Genomic DNA, 20,285 nt, shown 5'->3' with positions numbered 1-20,285 from the left:
TAAAGGGTGCCCATGAGCTCACTTATCGGTTCGCGTAAAATCAGTCCGCTAAATAAAGGTATCGGCCAGCTTTCTGAGCCGGTTTCGTTGGAAGAAATTGGCCAGCGCGGGTGGAACCTGCTGCGCGAGGACCTGAGCCTGCCCACGGCAGTGCTCTACCGCGACAAGCTGGAGCATAACCTCAAGTGGATGCGGCAGTTTATGGCCGAATATGGCGTGAAGCTGGCTCCGCATGGCAAGACGACGATGGCTCCGCGGCTTTTTGCGATGCAGATGGAGGCGGGCGCGTGGGCCATTACGGTGGCTACGGCGCAGCAGGCGCTGGTGGCGTATGAGCATGGCGTGCGCCGCGTGCTGATGGCCAATCAACTGGTGGGCAAGCCGAATATGGATATCATTGCACGGCTGCTGAGCAATGCGGAGTTTGAGTTTTACTGCCTGGTGGATTCGGCGGCGCAGGTGGAGTTGTTGGGTGCGTTTTTTGCGGGCTCCGGGCAGAAGCTGAATGTGTTGATTGAGCTTGGCGTGGAGGGCGGGCGCGCGGGGATTCGCAATGAGGCGCAGCTACAGGAACTGCTGCATGCGCTGGATAAGCACAAGGGTGCGCTGGCGCTGCGCGGCGTGGAAGTATACGAGGGCGTGCTGAAAGAAGAGGATGAGATTCGTGTGTTTCTGCGGCGGGCATGCGAGGTGACGACCAAGCTGGCCGCGGAGCGACGTTTTGCGGGCAGGCCGATTCTTACAGGGGCAGGTTCAGCCTGGTTTGACGTAGTGGCGGAGGAGTTTACGGCAGCATCGAAGTTGACAGATGCGGAGATTGTGCTGCGTCCGGGTTGCTATCTGACGCATGATGCGGGCAATTACCGGCAGGCACAGCTGAGGATGGAGAAGACCAATCCTGTGGCGTACAAACTGCAGCCGGGGCTTGAGACAGCATTGCATGTGTGGGCGTATGTGCAGTCGGTTCCTGAAGCTCAGAAGGCGATTGTGGGTTTGGGCCGGCGCGATGCGGCTTTTGACTCAGGGTTGCCGGTACCTGCGCTGCGCTATCGGCCAGGAGATGCGGCGCCGACGCGCGCGCCTGCTCACTGGGAGGTGAGCAAGCTGATGGATCAGCATGGCTTTCTGGTGATTGAGCCGGGGGATGACGTGCGCGTAGGCGACATGATTGGTTTTGACATCTGCCATCCGTGCCTGACTTTCGACAAGTGGCGCGTGCTGCCGATTGTGGACAGCGAATATAACGTGGTGGATGTGGCGGAGACGTACTTTTAGGACTGACCGTCCAGGCAACTGCGCGCGCCGCGCGCCAAAGGGTAAAAACTTTAAGAGGTGAAATGAATTTCCATGCCGCGTATCGATGGGCTTCTGGCTTTGCTCTTATGGCGCTGACCGGAGTGTTGCTAGCTCACGCGCAGGCAGATGCGCGGCCAAATACGAGCGCGCTGGAGCAACAGGGACAAAATGCGCAGGCGGCAGCGGAGTGGCGGGCATATTCCGCGCATCATCCCGGAGAGCCTGAGCCGCTTGCACACATTGGCCAGCTTGAAGCACGGCAGGGGCATTTTAGTGAGGCGATTGCGGCATATCGCAAGGCGCTGACGATTGCACCGGCGATGCCGGGACTGCGACCGAATCTCGGCCTAGCGTACTTCAAGAATGGGGACTACAAGCAGGCCATCGAGATGTTTTCGCCCATGTCGAAAGCGAACCCGGGCGACCAGCGGGTGACGCTGCTCGTTGGCATGTCGTACTACGGGCTGGGCGAGTACGCTGCCGCAACTCCTTATCTGAAGCGCGCCGCGGATGGCGATACGCAGAACCTTGAGCTGCAGTTGACGCTGGCGCATAGCTGCTTATTTGCGAAGGAGTATCAGTGCGTGCTGGATGCATTTCATCGCATCGTCGCACTGAATGCGGAATCGGCAGAAGCGGACATGATTGTCGGTGAAGCGCTGGATGAGATGCACGATCCGCTCGGTGCGCAGAAAGAATTTCGCGCGGCGATTGCCGTGGATCCCAAGCAGCCGAATGTGCATTTCGGCCTGGGCTATCTGCTCTGGACCAAGGCGCAGTATGACGAAGCGACGGCGCAGTTTGAGGCCGAGCTTAAGAATAATCCGCAGCATGCATTAGCTATGCTTTACCTGGCCGATACGCAGATGAAGACCGGCAACGCAGAGCAAGCACAGGTGTCGCTTGAGAAGCTGGTGAAGCTGATGCCGCAGAATCCGATGGCACATCGGGATCTGGGCACGCTGTATGCGGACGCGGGCCAGAACGATGCCGCTGTGACGGAATTGAAAGAAGCGATCGGACTGGCTCCAAAGGATGCAGCCGCACACTGGCGGCTGGCGCGGCTTTATCGCGCGATGGGACGAACAGCGGATGCCAAGGCTGAGTTTGAAAAGACTAATAGCCTGAACAAAGCTGAGGACGACCGGCTGGTCAAGGTGATGGGAATGCCCCCACCGGAAAAGCCTGACACGCCGGAGAAAAAGTAAGCCGGCTATCTTAAAGTAAGTTGGCTATCGCGCGGTGATGATGTCCTGGCGCGGATGGGTGAAGGCTGCGGAAGGAATGTCGGCAGTCGGCAGAGATGGGCCCTCCCACAACACGCGCGGTGCGCCATTGCTGGCGTTGTGAAGCTGCTCCACGTGAAACGTATGCAAGCCAGCGTGCAGGCCGAGTGAGCCGCGATCATAGCGCACGGCGTTGCCGATAGAGCCGCAGGTATTTGCAAAGGGTGCACCTGTGCGAGCCACTTCTATGCCGTCAAGAACGAGGCGCGCGCCATCGCGATCCATGAGATGGAAGGTATAGCCGCCGTCTGCGGGAATATCGAGAAGGCCATCCCACGCGACAGCATATCGCTCGAAGCCGCGCGCATCCGCGTTCAGGTTAGGCGACTCGCCGGTGATGACAGCGGTCTCTTTCTTGAGATCAGGCAGTTCCGTCCATGAACCCGCGTAGACCTGAAACGCAAGACCGGGAAGCATCGGTCCAGCAGCCGGAGTGGCATCCTGCCATTTGGCAACTACGACAAGACCCTGCGCGGCCCAGTCTTCGTGGCCCTTTTCGTCCTTAACCTGCAGCAGCAGGCGGAAGCGCCCTGCGCCATTGGTTCCATCGAGATCGGAACCGTCGGTATCTTTGTAAGTGTGATGAACCTTGCGGCCCTGCGCCGTGGTTCCATCGCCGAAGTACCATGTGTACGCGACATTCGTAGACTTGTTTGCCGTAAAGATGACGTCCTGGTTGATTGCGACAATCGGCTTGTCGAGTGTGAAGCTTGCAATAGGGCCGGGTGAGGGCGCGTAATGCGGCTGCTCGGGAGCATTCACAAACAGCGGCAGATCGGCGTTGTTTTCCGCTACGCGCTGGCCGTACTTTACGTTTTCAAACGTTACGCCGGATACATCGCCTTTGATGTTGGACTCTACCATTGGCGGTTGATCGAGCGCCCAGATATTGCGAAAGGTGAAATTCTTGAGGGCAGGCTGCTCCTGCTCCAGTTGCGCGAGCGAGTACCAGTTGTCGAGGAATAGATTCTCAAAGGTGTAGTTCTGATGCAGGCCTTTGGCGTCCTTTGCGCCCCAGAAACCGATGAGGCCGAAAGTCTGAATGCATGCGCCGATGCCGGCATGCAGAATGTCGGAGTTGCGGAGAGTAAAGTTGCGCGAGTTAAAGATCTTCTGCGGCCAGCCAGCGCGGACGATGTTGGAGATACTGGTGGAAAGCTGGCTGTTCTCCACCAGAATGTCATGCACATCCTTGCCGGGACGGAGCATATCGGCCTCTGTGTAGCCATCCCAGTTGCCCATCAGCGCAATGACATCATCGGACGCGCGAAAGAAAGAATTGCGGACCACACCGTTCGATGAGCCCACCCAGTCCATGCCGTCCTGGTTGGCGTTGCCGGGATTTCCTCCGACTACGCGCAGGTCATCATAGGTGAAATCTGAAGAATCCTTCATCTGGATGGACCAGGTGCGCGAGCGCAGGATGCAGGTGAGTCCATCGACCTCGACGTGATGGGCTTCGAGTGAGTCTACGCAGTGCCAATCGGGCTTCTGCATCCAGCCGTCGTCGTCATTGGGGTTCTGCGGGCCGTCATAAATGATGACGCCACGGCCCAGCACCTTTACGTTATCCACCCGCCAGAGATTCAGGCTGCCGTAGATGTACGCGCCAGGAGCGAGATACAGCGTGTCGCCAGTTTTGGGATTCAGGCTCTCGTGATACACGCCGGCGGAATAGGTTTTTATGTTGGGGCCTTTGGGCGGCGCGGGTGGCGGAGAGCCTGCGAAGAGAAAGAGCATGGAGGCGTGGTTCAGAAAGTCGCGGGGGCGGCTGATGGAGAGCTTGGCTGGACCGGAGAGGTGGAAACGAATGGTCTGGCCGGTGCGCTGTGCGCGGATTCCAAGCCGCCACGGCTCTATGTCCACGCCGTGATCCCAGAAGCCCGGCTCGGCGGCAGTGATCTCGATGTCGACTGCGCCGGTGATATCGAAGTTTGCGAAATCGTAGCTTGCTGCGGCGTGGGCCACATCGACTGGCTTGCCGTTTACCGTGACGGTGAAAGCGGTGGAGCGCAGCTCCTGCGGGACGGGTACGGGGTAGATATGCGGAGCTGCCTGAAGGAGCGTGGGAACGGCGAGGATGCAGGCAAGCAGCGTGCGAACGCGGGACAAGAAACAAAGGCTCCGGATGAGGATGCGAGGACTCATCCACGATAGCACTCACTGCCGACGTTTAGCCTGAATTCAGTAGCGCTAGATGCCTTCGCCCCTAAATCCCTTCCCCCATGGATACATACTCCGAGAGCAGATCCAGCTCCTTGCGATACGCAGTGCGATCGGCCTCTTCCGCGGCAAAGGGCTCGGCCTGGCGCGCGACGCTGCCAAGCTTCGCTTCGAGATGATCCATGCGGCCGGAAAGAGCGATGAGCGCATCTGAGAGCGGGTCTTTGATCTCGTGCGGATCTGTAATGAGGATGCGCTCACCGTTGCGATAGACAATGTGCGCGGGTACTCCTACGGCGGTTGAGTTGGGCGGCACATCGGTCAACACAACGGAGCCGGCGCCGATGCGGGAGTTCGCACCAATGGAGATGTTACCGAGCACGTTGGTGTTGTTGCCGATGAAGACGTTGTTGCAGATGGTTGGGTGGCGCTTGCCGTGGCCTTTGCCTGTGCCGCCGAGAGTGACGCCCTGATAGAGCGTTACATCATTGCCGATGACCGCGGTTTCGCCGATGACCACGCCCATTCCGTGATCGATAAACAGGCGGCGGCCGATGGTGGCTGCGGGATGAATCTCAATGCCGGTGAGGAAGCGCGCCTTCTGCGAGAGGATGCGCGCAATGAGGCGAAAATGTGCCTTCCAGAGCCGGTGCGCGGCACGATGGAACCATACCGCCCAGAGGCCCGGATAGCACGTAACCACCGCCAACCACGAGTGGGCTGCGGGGTCGCGCTCGAAAACGGTGCGAATATCTTCGCGGATGCGATCGAACATAGGCAGGGATCAGAGATCAGGGATCAGTTGTCAGCAGTTTCTTACTGATCTCTGACCCCTGATCCCTCGTTCTTACAGCGTAACTGTTTCCGTTGGCAGCGCCAGAACTTCCTGGCGGAGTGAATCGAAGAGCACGCTCGACAGATAGCGCTCGCCGAAGTCCGGGAGCACGACGACGATCAGCTTGCCTGCGTTCTCAGGGCGGGCAGCCACCTTGAGCGCAGCAGCCAGCGCCGCGCCTGATGAGATGCCGACGAAGATGCCTTCTTCCTTGGGAGCCCTGCGGGCGATCTCGATGGACTCTTCATTGGTTACCTGGATGACTTCATCGACGAGCTTCGTATCGAGAATGGACGGCACAAAGCCTGCGCCAATGCCCTGAATTTTGTGTGGGCCGGGCTTGCCGCCGCTGAGCACCGGGCTGTCCACTGGCTCTACGGCAATGGCCTTGAACGATGGCTTGAGCGGCTTGATGTACTGCGCAACGCCGGTGATGGTGCCGCCGGTGCCTACGCCGGAGATGAGAATGTCCACCGCGCCATCGGTGTCGTTCCAGATTTCCGGACCTGTAGTGGCCACATGGATGGCGGGATTGGCGGGGTTGTCGAACTGCTGAAGGATGAAGCCGTTCGGCGTCTTGGCCAGAATCTCATTGGCCTTGGCGATGGCCCCCTTCATGCCGTTGGGCCCGGGAGTGAGCACAATCTCGGCTCCAAAGGCCTTAAGCAGCACGCGACGCTCCACGCTCATGGTCTCCGGCATGGTGAGGATCAGCTTGTAACCCTTGACGGCGGCCACAAATGCCAGCGCGATGCCTGTGTTACCGCTGGTGGGCTCGATGAGAACAGTCTCGCCCGGTTTGATCTTGCCGGCCTTCTCGGCGGCATCAATCATGGCAAAGCCGATGCGGTCTTTCACGCTGGCAAGCGGGTTGCGGCTCTCCAGCTTGGCAACAACGGTAGCGGGCAGACCGGCGGCCAGGCGATTCAGCTTGACCAGCGGCGTGCCTCCAATCAGTTCCGTAACATTTGCGGCAATATGCGCCATAACGTTCTCCTCTTTTGGCGGGAAGAAGCCCCGCGGTCTTAAAAATTGTGGTCAGGGATTGGTGAGAGCTTGTGTGGCGGGGCAGGAACGGCGCAGGCAGGCACACGTGAGCATCGGAAACTCGCACCAGGACGGTGTTAGCGACATCGACGCATGGGTTTAGCGTAGACCCCGGGGGTGGGTGGATGCAAGTGGGTGGAGACGGCTCAGCCGGTATTCCGCAGACCTGCCGCGATTCCGCTAATGGTTGCCGAGATAGCCCGGTTCACCTCCGGCGTGTTTTCCCCGGTGCGCTTGCGGCGCAGCATGTCGACCTGGATGAGGTGCATGGGATCAACGTAGGGATTGCGGAGGCGGATGGAGTTGGCGAGGACCTCATTGCCTTCGAGAAGCTGCTTCTGGCCGGTGATGGCGAGGACGGCACGCACGCTGCGGTGAAATTCTGCTTCGAGCATCTCGTAGACGTAATCGCGGAGCCTGGAGTCTTCGACGAGCGAGGAGTAGAGCTTGGCCGTGGCGAGATCGGCTTTGCCGAGCGCCATCTCCACATTGCGGACGAGGTCGATGAAGAGCGGGAACTCGCGGGCCATCTCCTGAAGCAGCTTGAGACGCACCTTGGATGTGCCGGGAGGCGCGAGGTATTGCTCGATGGCATGGCCAACGCCGAACCATGCGGGCACGAGCAGGCGCGACTGCGTCCAGCCGAAGACCCAGGGGATGGCGCGCAGGTCAGCGATATTGCGCGAGGCTTTGCGGCGCGCGGGGCGCGATCCGATTTTGGCCTGTTCGAGCTCACCTACCGGCGTGGACTGCTCGAAGTAGGTAATGACGCTGGGGTTGTCGAGGATGTTTTCGCGATAGAAGCCGAAAGAGATTTCTGAGAGCTCGTCGAGGGCGGCTTCCCACTCTGGCTTAAGGATGCCAGTGAAGTGGCCTTTGGGATCACGCGCGTTGGGACGGGCAAGCGCATCGATCGAAGCGGCAATCATCAACTCCAGGTTGCGCTCTGCAAGGACTTCGTCCGCATATTTGAAGTTCAGCACTTCACCCTGCTCAGTAATGCGGAGCTGGCCCTCAAAGGAATCCATGGGCTGCGCGAAGATGGCCCGATGCGTCGGTCCGCCGCCGCGGCCTACGGTGCCGCCGCGGCCGTGAAAGAGACGCAGCTTTACGCCGCATTCGCGCGCGACGGTATGCAGATCGCGGTGCGCGCGGAAGATCTCCCAGGTGCTGGTGAGCATGCCGCCGTCTTTATTGGAGTCCGAGTAGCCGAGCATGACTTCCTGCCAGTTGTTCCATGTGGCGAGGAGCTGGCGATAGTCGGGGCGCGACCAGAGCTCACGGCAGATATCCGGAGCCTGGCGCAGGTCTTCAATGGACTCGAAGAGAGGCACGGGCATGAGGCCGGGATCGGTTTTGGAGCCTTCCATGCGCGCTCCGCCGAGCCGCGCCAGGCGCACTACGGCGAGCACGTCATCCACGGAGGATGCGCCACTGATGACGTAATGACGAATGGCCTCGGGCGAGCCGCTGCGCTTGGTCTCGGCGATGACGCGAAAGGTTTCGAGAACTCCTGCCGTCTCCGCGGAGAGCGCTCCGGGCAGATCCGGTGCGATGGCGTCTGCGGCTGCCTCTTTGAGGGCTTGAGCGTGAATGCGCGCGTGCTGGCGAATATCCAGCGTGTGCAGATGCAGCCCGAAGGTGCGGACCTGCAGGATTAATGGATCGATGAGGGAGCGAGCAATTCGCAGCCCGCGATTGGCGGCAAGCGAGGCGCGGAGAGTTTCAAGATCGTCGAGCAGCTCCTGCGCGGAGCTGTATACAGGCAGCGCTTCTGCGAGAAGCTCATGGCCCTGGCCTGAAACTCCTCTACTCAAGGCCGGCAGCGAGCTGCCGATGGCCGACTCCAGGGTGCGCCGCACGCGCGCTTTGATGCAGAGAACGAAGCGGCGATAATGCTCGAATTCGAACTGCTCGCCGAAGACCTGCTCGGCAGGCACATGAAGCTGTTCGATGTAATCTTCGAGGCGCTTGCGAAGCTCGCGGCTGACGGGGATCTGTTGGGCGCTGGAGGTGAGCAGGTCGATGATGCGCTCCAGTTGCCGGCGATAGAAGGCCAGCAGGTGCATGCGAGCGAGACGGATGGCATCGCGCGTGACCTCCGGCGTAACGAAGGGATTGCCGTCGCGGTCGCCGCCGATCCACGAGCCGAAGCGCAAGACCTGTGGAAGATTGTGCGGCTCAATCTTGAGGCCGTAGACGCAGCGCAAGGCTTCAGAGATTTCTTCGTAAAGCACGGGAAGCGTAGCGAAGATGGCGACATCGTAGTAATCGAGCCCCATCTTGATCTCGTCGTACACAGTGGGTCTACGCGAGCGTACCTCGTCTGTTTGCCACAGGCTGGTGATCTCCGCGCGGATTGAGTCTTCGAGGTGCGCCAGCTCCTGCCGCGGCGTTGGGATGCGGTCAAGCGCGGCGAGGAATTCACCGATGCGGCGGCGCTTGAACATTACAGATCGGCGGGCCACTTCCGTCGGATGCGCGGTAAAGACCGGCACAATCAGCACGCGGCGCAGCCATTCCAGAGCCTCTTCCGAGCCGATGCCTACGCGCTTCATGATGGCGAAGGTTCCGGCAAGTGAGCCGCGCTGTTCGGCAGCTTCACCGGAGAGTTGCAAAGCCAGGCGGCGGCGCTTGCGATGGTTGGTTTCCGCCAGGTTGATGAGCTCAAAGTAGAAGGCGAAGGCACGCGAGAGCAGAACGGCCTGCTCGATAGGAAGCGAATGTACAAGCTTGAGCGCTTCAGCAGCCTGGCGCTCCGCTTCTTTGCGATTGCGGCGGTTCTCTGCTGCGCGGCGGCGGATGGTGCCCTTGCGCAGTGCCTCGACCAGTTCAAAGAAATCGTCGCCGGCCTGCTCGCGCAGGACTTCGCCAAGCAGAATGCCGAGCGAACGGACGTCTCGCCGCAGAGGAACAGCTTTCAGATCGCCGGATCGGGCTTCCAACTCTGCCAGCCGCTTTGACCAGCTCTCGGGACTCCATAAAAGTGCCATCGTATTTAAATTATCCACGACTCATCCACGTGCGATGGCGCTTGGGACCATGTCTAATGGAATGGTTGGGATTTTTCGGGAGTCGATTGTATTCAACATGGTATTGCCCTGTATCTTGCTGATCATTTTTACTGCCACTTTGATTCGTTCCACATTCGGCTTCGGAGAGGCCCTTGTCGCAGTCCCTCTTCTCGCTCTCTTTATCCCTGTCACCGTCGCAACTCCGCTGGCCACCCTTCTGTCCGTCACAATAGGTGGAATCGTTATTCTTCAGGACTGGCGGCGCATTCATCTCCGCAGCGCAAGCTGGCTGATCGGCGCAACCATCTTCGGAATCCCGATTGGCCTGCTCCTTCTAACCAGTGGTCATCCCATATCGGTCAAGGTGGTCCTGGCCTTAACTATCATCGGGTTTTCTCTGTATTCCCTGCTTGCATCAAGACGAATCATTTTGCAGCAGGATGATATCCGGCTACTTCTCGTGTGTGGCTTTGCTGCCGGCATTCTTGGAGGCGCCTACGGGATGAACGGGCCGCCACTCGCCATCTATGGAGCCATGCGGCAATGGACCGCACAGCACTTCCGCGCGACGCTCCAGGCATATTTTCTGCCGGCCAGCCTGATAGCTCTTGCAGGATATTGGTGGGCCGGATTGTGGGTTCCGGCAGTGACGCATTATTACCTTGTATCGCTTCCCGTGGCAGTTCCGGCCATATTTCTCGGCAGGTTTCTTAATCACCGCATGGAACGTGAAGGGTTTGTAAAGTATGTGTACTTCGGCCTGGTTGCAGTTGGCCTGCTACTGCTAGCAGAGGCCGTTCATGGAAAGCTGTAGCCGCTTCGAATTTGCATGAATCTGACGGCGGCGTAGCGAAAATAGCTCTTGCTTAAACCGTTTGTTCCTCCAGCTGCAGCATCAGCTCTTCCCACTCGCCGGTAAGAGTGCCGAGCTGCGCGCGAAGGTCTTCTGCCAGCGTGGTGAGGCGCTGGGTCTCCTGCGCTGAGACGAAGACGGCGAGCTGCTGCTCGGTGTGGGCGATGGAGGATTCGATGCGCGGGATCTCTTCTTCGAGGAATGTGCAGCGATCTTCCATCTGCTTTTGCTTAATGGGATTCAGGCGTTTTGGCTTGTCTTTCTGCGGATCGGCCTTATCCTCAGCGGCTGCACTTTGCATTTCCACCGGCGCAGGCTTCAGCACGGATGGCGCCACAGGCGCAATCGTCTGGACGGCAAGTCCTTCTTTGCGCCGCAGGTAGTCCTCGTAGTTGCCTTCGTGGCTTATCACCGTGCCGTTCTCCACTTCCAGCACGCGCGTGGCCAGCCTGTCGATGAAGTAGCGATCGTGGGAGACGAAGACAACGGTGCCTGAGAAGTTGGCGATAGCTTCGAGCAGCACATCTTTGGCGCGCATGTCGAGGTGGTTGGTTGGTTCGTCGAGCAAGAGGAAGTTCGAGGGCGAAACGAGAATGCGCGCGAGCGCGTAGCGATTGCGCTCGCCGCCGGAAAGCACGCTGAGCTTCTTGAAGACATCGTCGCCGCTGAAGAGGAAGCACCCGAGAAGCGAGCGCAACTCGGAATCAGGTACCTTCAGCGCTGCGCGGCTGATGTCATCCAACATGCGCGCCTCGGGGTCAAGCACCTTGTACTGGTCCTGCGCGAAGTACTCGCTGACGACGTTGTGGCCGAGCTTAACTGTACCGGTTGTCGGCGTTTCGACACCAGTAAGCAGCTTGATGAGTGTGGATTTGCCAGCGCCGTTCACACCGACAAGCGCTACTCGATCACCGCGCTCAATGTTGAAACGCACATTATGGAGTACATGCTTTTCGCCGTAGCTTTTGGAGAGCCCTTCAGCCTCCACTACTGTGCGGCCCGAAGGCGGCGGCTGAGGAAAGCTGAAATGAATGACGGGCTCTTCTTCAGGAATTTCGATGCGCTCGATCTTTTCGAGTTCCTTGATGCGGCTCTGCACCTGTTTCGCCTTCGTGGCCTGAGCGCGAAAGCGGTTGATGAAGGCTTCAAGGTGCTCGATCTGCCCGCGCTGGTTGCGGTACGCCGCCTCAAGCTGCGCGCGGCGGTCATCCTTCTGCCGGAGGTATTTCGTGTAGTTGCCTTGATAGATGTTGAGCCGCTTGTTCCATATCTCCACGGTGCGATCGATAGTCACATCGAGAAAATAGCGGTCGTGCGAGATGAGAATGTACCCGAACGGATACGACTTCAAATACTCTTCAAGCCAGTTGCGAGTTTCGAGATCAAGATGGTTTGTAGGCTCGTCCAACAGGAGCAGATTTGGTTTGGCGAGTAGCAGCTTGGCCAGCGCGATGCGCATCTGCCAGCCGCCGGAGAACTCATCGGTTCTGCGCGACCAATCCTCTTTGCCGAAGCCGAGGCCGGTAAGCACGGAGCCGACCTGCGCGCCCAGCGCGTAGCCATCGAGCGCATGAAAGCGTTCCTGCAGGAGAGAGAAGCGCTGCGCGGTGGACTCATATTCGGCGCTTGAGTGATCGAGCTCCGACATGCGGCCCCCGAGTTGCTCGATCTCGCGCTCCATGGCGTGAATCTCGTCGAAGACCGTGAGGCACTCGTCAAAGATGGTGCGGCCGGTAAGCCGCAGACCCTCCTGTGGCAGATAGCCGATGCTCATGCCGCGTGTCTGCTGGATTTCGCCATAGTCGAGTTGCTCCAGCCCGGCGAGCACCTTCATCAGCGTGGATTTTCCGGTGCCGTTGGCGCCTACGAGCGCGGTTTTTTCTTTTGCGCGGATGAGCCAGTTGGCTTCCATGAACAGGACGCGCGGCCCAAAGCGTTTTCCCGCATTTTGAAGAGAGAGCATTCAGACCTAATTTTCGCAGAGCAGGTTACCGATGGGGGGTGCATCCGTTGGCCGGAATGAGGCTTTTAAGCGATTTAGACGGGCAAGTACATCGAGAGTGCTATGACTAAATGACTTGAAAGTACCAAAGCGATTTACCATCTGACTCCAAAGTGGGAAGTACCCGTGTGAGTTCCCACGATTACTATTTGCATCGGCTAACTCATGGAAATTGTTTGAATTACGGGCGCCGTTCCGAAAGAATCACTGTGGAAGAAGTTTCGCCAGTTCTCTAGACTACAAGCGTTGGTTTGCAGGCTCAGAGAGTCAGTGGCGCAGCCGGGATGTTGCCGACCGGACAATTCAACTGTTTTGTATGCTGCACGACTGCACGGCATCAAAACGCAATGCTGGATGACATAACCCGTACAGAAAAACAAGCATTCCTATCAAAAATCAGGCGCAGGACAGGCCAATGAGAACGCAGAGGGGATGAAAATGTTTTCGAGTTCGGGCGGGGCTCCTGAGAAGACGTGAGAGTGTAGTTTTGAAGTTCCTTTTGAAATGCTCCTTGGTTTGTGCCGGATTTGTTTTGAGCATGAGTCCGAGCGTGTACGCAGCAGATCAAAGTTTGTTTGCCGGCGGCCACCTTACGTCTCCGACTGAATCGAGTTCAGCTCGCGCGCTGGGTCCGGTCCGCTATCCTCAACCCGATGTTCCAGCTCCGCCTCCGCCAACTTCGGGCCGTACTTTACCGCCGCTCCGTGCCCCTGAGATCGATCCCGGCTCGGCTATCGGTGGAGTGTCACTGCTTGCCGGCATGCTGACTGTCATGCGCTCACGGCGCCGAAGCTAGGCAGCAAGTCCTGAATTCATTTTCTAATCCTGCGTGGACCGCGAACGCGAGTTCCCGGTCCGGCTTCAGCCTTCGTATGCCTTCGCATATGCTGGGGCGCGTTCACTTGTTCCTGCTAATCGTGGCGATCGATGCCGCGATTCTTGGGAGCATTGTGCATGTGGGCCTGCTGATTGCTCCGCTGGCTCCCATCGGCATTGCGGCACTTGCCGCGTTCACCTGCCTTGGCTACCGGACGCTCAAGGCAATGCGTGTCCCGCTGCAATTCCGGGGTGGTTTCTTCGCTCTTCATCTTGTATGCGTAGGTGCGGCGTGGGGTGCTGCGCTGGTTTCCCGGCATGCTGACGGCGTCTGGATCTTCGTCTCTTCCGCAGCTATCAGCCTGGTGGTGCTGGCGGGACTGACTCTTGCCGCGATGGCCTGCATTCCATTCCGCGCATTCAAGGAAATGATTGATGCCACGGGCAAACTGTGGCTCTACTCGCTGCTCGTGGGCGTGGCCGCCTGGTGTCTGCGGTTTCCGATGCAGACCGCATGGAACCTCAACGTGATGACACAGGGACGTGTCCTGCAGGTTCTTGCTTTTCGCTCGGCTGCGGCGGTGCTTGGATGGATGCTGCCTTCCGTTGTGGTGGATCCGGCAACCTTTGTACTCGGCACGGAACGCTTTTGCGTGAGCGTGGAACCAGCCTGTTCAGGGCTGGAAGGGCTTGGGCTGATCCTGATCTTTACCGTGGCGTGGCTGCTGTTCTTCCGCAAGGAGAACCGCTTTCCGCAAGCGCTGGTGCTTATTCCCTGCGCGCTTGCCGCCGCATGGACCTTGAACATAGCACGGCTGGTGGTTCTGATCCTTATTGGCAACGCGGGAGCGCCTGAGATAGCAATGGTTGGCTTCCACTCGCAGGCGGGATGGATTGCCTTCACGGCGGTGGCATACCTGTTCGCAATGGCGGCGGGCAAGCTGCGCTGGGTTCGCCGAAATCCGTCTGCGACATTTGTGTCAGGCAGCCATGTGAGCGGCATGGGGATTCCCGCGCTTGCTGTATCTGGCACGCGGACACGCACAAAAGAAGAATCTCCTGCCACTGCCGCCTATCTGGTTCCGTTCTTGGCGATTCTCGCCGCGTCTTTCATTTCCAGATCTGCTTCAGGGCATTTTGAATGGCTCTATCCGTTGCGGTTTGTGGCTGCGGGCTGGGCAATCTGGCACTACCGCAAAACATATAAGACTATTCAATGGCGCTTCGGCTGGGAGTCGCTGGCGATTGGCGCGGCTGTCTTTCTGGTCTGGATCTTTCCGCATTTCAGAGAAGCGCATCCAGCCACAACCGCGCTGGGAACGGATCTGAACCAGCTTTCTCTCCCTGCTCGCTGGGCGTGGATCTCGATTCGCATAGCCGCAGCCGTAGTTACCGTGCCCCTGGCTGAGGAACTCGCCTTTCGTGGATTTCTGGCGCGCAGGCTGGTGAGCCACGGCTTCGACGGTCTTCCGCTCGGAAGGCTCACTGTGGTCTCGATAGTGATCTCCTCGCTGGTCTTTGGGCTGATGCATGGTCAGCAATGGATGGTTGGCACGGCGGCCGGGCTGGCTTATGCCGTGCTGGCTCGATACAAAGGCCGGCTTGGCGATGCGGTTGCCGCACATGCAGTGAGTAATCTGCTGCTGGCCGCATGGGTGCTGATGCGCGGTGATTGGGGACTCTGGTAAAGCTCATCGCACGCCTGCCTCAAGTGTTTCCCTCAGCGTATAGAAAGTAATTTGCCAGTGGCTGCAGAACCGCGATACCCTCCTTGCGCATACTGAATAAGTAAATCGCTTTTTACGAGGGTAAATCGATATGAAGCCCAGGCTTGGCGTAGTGCTGCTGTTGGCATTCATTTCATGCGTGGCGATCGTCGCGCAAAAAGCGCATGCGGATGGCGCGGGCGCTTACACAACCGGCAAATATCGCAATCTGCTGGTGGAAGCTGGATACTCGAAGCGCGCCGCGCACGAGAAGATCGAGGCCACATTTCAGCAGCTCTTTCACGGCGATCCGCAGACGCAGACTATCGCCTTTGCATCCGGCAAAAATGAGAATGGCCCGCTGATGTATGTGACGGACTGGGCCAACCACGATGTGCGAACCGAGGGCATGTCGTACGGGATGATGATTACTGTCCAGCTCAACAAGAAGGCCGAGTTTGACGGCATCTGGAACTGGGCCAAGACGTATATGTACGTCAGCGATCCCAAGGCGCCGAGCTACCAGTTCTTTGCGTGGAGCTGCAAGACAGATGGGACGCGCAACTCCGAAGGCGCTGCGCCGGATGGGGAATCGTATTTTGCCATGGCGCTGTTGTTTGCGGCGAATCGCTGGGGCAACGGCAAGGGAATCTATGACTACCAGGCCGAAGCAGAGAAACTGCTGACGGCAATGGTGCATCGGCCGGAGATCACCGGACAAATGAATTTCCGCGGCAAGATGGTGCCGCACACGGTGGGGCCGATGATGCATGACGATCCACCGATGATCCTCTTTGTGCCGGACAAGATGCCGCATCCATTCACGGACCCTTCGTATCATCTGCCAGCGTTTTACGATTTGTGGGCGCTATGGGGACCGAAGGAAGACCACGACTTCTGGACGAAAGCAGCGCAGACGAGCCGGGAGCTTTTTGTAAAGACTGCGGACGCGAAAACTGGGTTGGCCCCGGCGTATGCGAACTTTGACGGCACGCCAGTGAAGTCGGGATTCGTGCAATCGGACAAGTTTGGTTATGACGCATGGCGCACGGCGAGCAACTGGTCCGTGGACTGGTCGTGGTGGGGCAAAGCGCCTACGGAGCGCGAGCTGAGCGACCGCATTCAGGCGTTCTTCGAGTCGCAGGGCATCGACAAGTACGGGCCGGTTTATACGCTGGAGGGCAAAGACCTGGGCTCAACGCCGGGACTGACGCATGAAGACCATCCCGCGGGGTTGGTGGGAACCAACGCAGTGGCGGGCCTGGCGGCGACTGACCAGGAACGCGCGAAGCGATTTGTGAAAGCCCTATGGGAAACACCTGTGCCAAGCGGGCAGAGCCGCTACTACGACGGGATGCTCTACATGATGAGCCTGATGCACCTGGGCGGCGAGTTCCGCATCTGGGGACCGAAGTAAACGGTCTCTCATCCTTGCGACAACCGTTAGCCGCAAGGATGAGAGGTCCGATTTCTGCTCAGGCCACTTAGACCACGATCGTGTTGAGGAAATTCCACGACAGCAGCAGGGCATCGAGTGTGGAGTCTGTAAGGTTGCGCGCAGGACCGACAGACATTCTGCCCGCAAGAGTATTGCTCATGACCGAAATGGCCGCACTCTGCACCTGAGTGTCGTTGAGATACAGGCTCGGCCCGAAGCCATCCGAGACATTTCCATTGGTCACAAGGTTGGCAGAAACAACGGCACGGCTTGTGGAAACGATTGTGACCATGTAATAGAACATGCTAGGGAAGTAGGCGGCGGCAAAAGACGCGATATTCAGGTCGGAGTGAGTTTCCGCTCCTGCGGCGTTGAGGAATTGACTATTCTCCGAGATCTCGCCATCGACGCGATTGGCGGTGAGCATGAGCGAACCGGAGTTGCCATTGGCGACGGCATCGCTTCCGAAAATGAGCACGCCTGGCGAGGTGAGTCCGTGTATCTCGTTATTCTGCACGCGGAGCTGCGCCACTGAGAATCCGAGATCTGCATATCCCTGCAAGGCAAGCTGCGCGAGTTGATCGAAGAAACTCACTGCGGCACTCTCATTGCCGGCTCCCAGGAATGGAGCGCCGGTCCAGAGCGGGTCAAGCTCCACCGCGTTGACCTTGGGATTTGGGTCCGTGCCAAGAGTGGTTCCGGTGAATTGCACAACGATCTGTCCGGCACTGTTTGCCACGACGCCGGAGAAGACTTTGTCGTCAGCAGCGTCTACTCCGCTATCGGCAATGATGTCGAAGTTTGTGAGCACCTGCACGCCGTTGACGGAGACATCAAAGATGCGCTGTCCTGCGTTTTTATCCACGATTTCCGCGAATTTCAGCGTGAGCGTGTAGTATCCGACCGGCAGGCTGTTGAATGTATAGCTGAAGTTGCCCCAGCGCTCGGCCTGATAGAGAGTCGGGTCCGCAGTGCCCGTGACGTTGGGTACGGGAGCAGGCCGCGTGATGCCTCCGCCGCCGCTTATGGTGACATTTTTCGCAGCCGTGTCGGGAAGCCACTGATTTTGCTGTGAGTCAGTATATGTCTGAGCGCCGGCATAGATACGCGTGGATGCAGGCGCAGCCTGAACCGTGGTCAAGGTGGATGCATCGCCCTGTGGAAGCGGGTAACCGAGAGCGACAGTCGCGCCGAGCACTGCAAGATTTTGAGGATCGGTGAGAATCCGCTGCGTCATCGCGGGGGCCACGATCCAGAGGCCTGCATGACAGTTCGTGGTGGTGTTGCCAATGGCATCCAGGTTACCGGGCTCACCGAGCAGCAGTGTGGCAGCCGTAAGGCGAATAAAGGTATTGTTGCGCAGCACGGACGTGTCCAGAGTGGCTGCAAGCACGGTCCCGCCCTGCGATGCGAGCGTCGTCTGGGGAAGATTGCCGAAGGTGAAGATGTTCTGGAGCTGACCTCCGATGTTCTGCAGGCCCGGCTCCTCAGCGATCGGACGTTCGGTGATCGAACCAAGATTCAGCGTGGGCGAATTAGCCGCAAGCTGCGCCGCAGTGGGCGCCTGGGCCTGGGCCGGTGCCTGCGCCTGTGCCGGAGCTTGTTGTGCGGCTACAGACTGGGCGCGAGCTTTTAATTTCGGCGTTTCATCTGTGAGATTTCGCTCAGCCGCAGGTCTGTTCACAAATATGGTGGTTGGGATGCCAAAAGAAACGGTGGAGGCAAGCAGGACGCCGGTCGTGAAGATCTCCGAGGACGAACGATCGATGGTTCTTGCGAGGAACTCATTGTTCTCGATTTTCAGGCCACTGCTTTGCCCGTTCAGAAAGATGCCCGCCGCAAAAAGAGAGGGCAGCTGCTTGTCGACTGAGTAGCCCAATCCAAATGCACAGCGAGAGATAGAGATGCTGCCTCCGCTGACGATGCGGATCCCGATGCAGACCTGAAGATTCTGAATCATCGAGGCGACAGAAGAATCGAGTGCAGTGAGGGTCTGACCGGCAAACGTGGTTGCGGAGTACGGCGCAACCGGGACGAGCATGGTGAGACCTGTAAGCGTGATGGCGTTGGCACTGTCGATAACAATCATGCCATCCGAGAAGCTGGATTCATTGCCCTGCAGGGCCTGCATGCGGGCGGAGCCGGGTTGGCAGGCTTCGATGGTGATGTTTTGGTGCGCCGACGTAAAGCGCAGTGGAGCGGGCAGGCTATAGGTTCCCGTCTCCAGGCAGATGATCGTAGGGGTGGACTGATTCTGATGCTGATCGAGAATAGACTGCAGAGTCATGTTCCCGGTGAGGTCCGAAGGCGAGAGCGTAATTGTGCAGCAGCAGTCGCAACCGGACTGCGAGGGTGGCCACTCAATGCGGCAATCGGTGACGGTGCTGGGAAAGGTCACTATGGAAAGCTGCGCATAGTGATGGTGGATGCCAAGCGGCGGCGCTGAGGTGATCTGCTCAACGGAGCCGTCAGCGGTGCGTGCGGCAAAGAGCCAGTAATCTCCTGCACGAAAGGTTGTGGGGTTTGAAGAAGTCGGCTCAGGATTGAGATCGAAGGACACGGTGATGCCGTTCTCAAGCACCAGCATTGTGCCCGCGGGCGGAATGGGAATCTGGCCGTTGCTACCTGGCGCATTCAAATCGATCCAGAGTGTGGTATTGCCCGATGAATCTGTCTGGTAGACCTTGCCGGACTGATCCCAACGCCGGATACGCGTGTGCAGCTTGGGATTGGTCTGTCCGCCGGTGAGTGGGAAGTGCGACGAGACCGCTCCGTTGAGTGTGATGTTGCGGGCAGCGGATGGCTGAGAGGCAATCTGGAAGAACTCTCCCGGCTGGTTGTACAGCTCGTAGGCATCGTCGGTGATCTCGATCCAGTTGTTTACGCTGAAGCCAAGCTCCTGATCGCGGCCAAGGCTGGCAACAGCGAGCTGGCTGACAGAGCCCGAGGCTGTGGAGACGGCCGAGATGGCGGAAACACTGGTCTCTACCGAAGCATTGTCGTGCGACCACTTAAAGGTGGGAGTATTTGCGGGCAATGGCCAGGTAAATCCGCCTGCGGGCGCGGCGGCAGATACGCCTGCCTGATGAATCTCCACACGATAAAGCTGATTTTCCTGGCCTGTATAGCTGGTATTCGGCGCAAGACAGCATGGACCCGAGTTGGCATTGGGCACAAGACCATTCGTAAGCCGTGCAGCAGGCGGCTGTTCAAGAGCATCGAAGGCAGGTACGTCGGTTGAGCAGTCGGGCGTAGTTCCAAGGTTCGAGAGATCGAGAAGCTTTACCTGCCAGACGGTCTGCAAGCGGCCTGTTGTGTCGATATTGACGGCCTTGTCGATGAGGTCCGGATCTTCAAGGTAAGTTACATCGCGCTGCCATACATCGAGGTATGCGAGGAACGGGCCGTTGCCGGTTGGGAGCACTGCGCCGGGCAGAAAAGGCTGCTGCGTGTAATCGGTGGCCGCAGTGGTTGTGGAATAAGCGGGTGCGCCGGAGAGCTCAGCCAGCGCGCTATCCCATGCGGCCTGCGCTTCCGGGCCGTGATTTTCCGCCAGCAGACCGTCGATGTAGTAACGGCCCGCGCCAATCGTAAGAGTGGATTTGCCGCTTGCATCCGTGCCCGCCGTGATCTTGAAGGCATTAGGCGTGGATGCGGAAAAAACAGCGCGGCCCACCGTGTCCAGAGTGCCGGCCTGGATGCGGCGAGAGAACTCCGATTGCCACTCATTCCAGTCAGAATCCAGCTGGACACGGCCCTGTTGCATAACGACGCCGAGAAAGTTCTTGCGCGGGCGGAAAGTAGAGCGGCTGATATCGAAACTCATAAC

General features: G+C 58.7%; 12 protein-coding genes. 6 read left to right on the top strand and 6 right to left on the bottom strand.

Annotation, left to right across the window (positions count from 1 at the left end; all coding sequences use genetic code 11):
• The first annotated feature begins 12 nt into the window (after nucleotides 1–12).
• Nucleotides 13–1,275 carry an amino acid deaminase gene (locus VO84_RS08040; protein ID WP_058187152.1) on the top strand — a complete coding sequence of 421 codons (1,263 nt, stop codon included), beginning with the start codon at nucleotides 13–15 and terminating at the stop codon, nucleotides 1,273–1,275.
• Nucleotides 1,276–1,337: 62 nt separating this feature from the next.
• Nucleotides 1,338–2,504, top strand: a complete 1,167-nt coding sequence (locus tag VO84_RS08035) for a tetratricopeptide repeat protein (RefSeq protein WP_058187151.1) — start codon at nucleotides 1,338–1,340, stop codon at nucleotides 2,502–2,504.
• 24 nt (nucleotides 2,505–2,528) lie between these two features.
• Here the strand turns inward: VO84_RS08035 and VO84_RS08030 are convergent, their stop codons facing one another.
• From VO84_RS08030 to VO84_RS08015, 4 genes are all read right to left on the bottom strand, one after another.
• Nucleotides 2,529–4,694: a PKD domain-containing protein gene (locus tag VO84_RS08030; RefSeq protein ID WP_058187150.1), complete on the bottom strand. Its 2,166-nt coding sequence runs from the start codon at nucleotides 4,692–4,694 to the stop codon at nucleotides 2,529–2,531.
• Between the two features lie 97 nt (nucleotides 4,695–4,791).
• Nucleotides 4,792–5,520: a serine O-acetyltransferase gene (gene cysE / locus VO84_RS08025; RefSeq protein WP_058187149.1), complete on the bottom strand. Its 729-nt coding sequence runs from the start codon at nucleotides 5,518–5,520 to the stop codon at nucleotides 4,792–4,794.
• 72 nt (nucleotides 5,521–5,592) lie between these two features.
• A complete protein-coding gene (gene cysK / locus VO84_RS08020) occupies nucleotides 5,593–6,567 on the bottom strand; it encodes a cysteine synthase A (RefSeq protein WP_058187148.1) in 975 nt (324 codons plus the stop codon).
• 206 nt (nucleotides 6,568–6,773) lie between these two features.
• Entirely contained in the window at nucleotides 6,774–9,620 is a 2,847-nt protein-coding gene (locus VO84_RS08015) for a phosphoenolpyruvate carboxylase (protein WP_058187147.1), read from the bottom strand.
• Between the two features lie 61 nt (nucleotides 9,621–9,681).
• On the opposite strand from VO84_RS08015, the gene VO84_RS08010 reads away from it, so the two are divergent.
• The gene (locus tag VO84_RS08010) at nucleotides 9,682–10,455 is read left to right on the top strand and encodes a sulfite exporter TauE/SafE family protein (RefSeq protein ID WP_331458399.1); all 774 of its coding nucleotides are present in this window, start codon (nucleotides 9,682–9,684) and stop codon (nucleotides 10,453–10,455) included.
• A 52-nt stretch (nucleotides 10,456–10,507) separates the two neighbouring features.
• Here VO84_RS08010 and abc-f read toward each other — a convergent pair whose 3' ends face one another.
• Nucleotides 10,508–12,457, bottom strand: coding sequence for a ribosomal protection-like ABC-F family protein (gene abc-f, locus VO84_RS08005; RefSeq protein WP_058187144.1), 1,950 nt, complete (start codon nucleotides 12,455–12,457; stop codon nucleotides 10,508–10,510).
• A gap of 589 nt (nucleotides 12,458–13,046) precedes the next feature.
• On the opposite strand from abc-f, the gene VO84_RS22475 reads away from it, so the two are divergent.
• From VO84_RS22475 to VO84_RS07995, 3 genes are all read left to right on the top strand, one after another.
• The gene (locus VO84_RS22475; protein WP_157439794.1) at nucleotides 13,047–13,292 is read left to right on the top strand and encodes a hypothetical protein; all 246 of its coding nucleotides are present in this window, start codon (nucleotides 13,047–13,049) and stop codon (nucleotides 13,290–13,292) included.
• 76 nt (nucleotides 13,293–13,368) lie between these two features.
• Nucleotides 13,369–15,000 (top strand): exosortase E/protease, VPEID-CTERM system, encoded by a 1,632-nt coding sequence (gene xrtE, locus VO84_RS08000; RefSeq protein ID WP_058187142.1) that lies wholly within the window; start codon nucleotides 13,369–13,371, stop codon nucleotides 14,998–15,000.
• Between the two features lie 130 nt (nucleotides 15,001–15,130).
• Complete coding sequence (locus VO84_RS07995; RefSeq protein WP_082661833.1) at nucleotides 15,131–16,435, top strand: glycosyl hydrolase family 8; 1,305 nt, start codon at nucleotides 15,131–15,133, stop codon at nucleotides 16,433–16,435.
• Between the two features lie 67 nt (nucleotides 16,436–16,502).
• Here the strand turns inward: VO84_RS07995 and VO84_RS23025 are convergent, their stop codons facing one another.
• Nucleotides 16,503–20,282, bottom strand: coding sequence for a DUF6519 domain-containing protein (locus VO84_RS23025; protein ID WP_058187140.1), 3,780 nt, complete (start codon nucleotides 20,280–20,282; stop codon nucleotides 16,503–16,505).
• Nucleotides 20,283–20,285: the final 3 nt, after the last annotated feature.

This window comes from Occallatibacter gabretensis (genome assembly GCF_001449115.1).
Lineage (GTDB): Bacteria > Acidobacteriota > Terriglobia > Terriglobales > Acidobacteriaceae > Telmatobacter > Telmatobacter gabretensis.
Note: the sequence above shows the minus strand (reverse complement) of the source record. Positions and strands in the feature narration are given on the sequence as shown.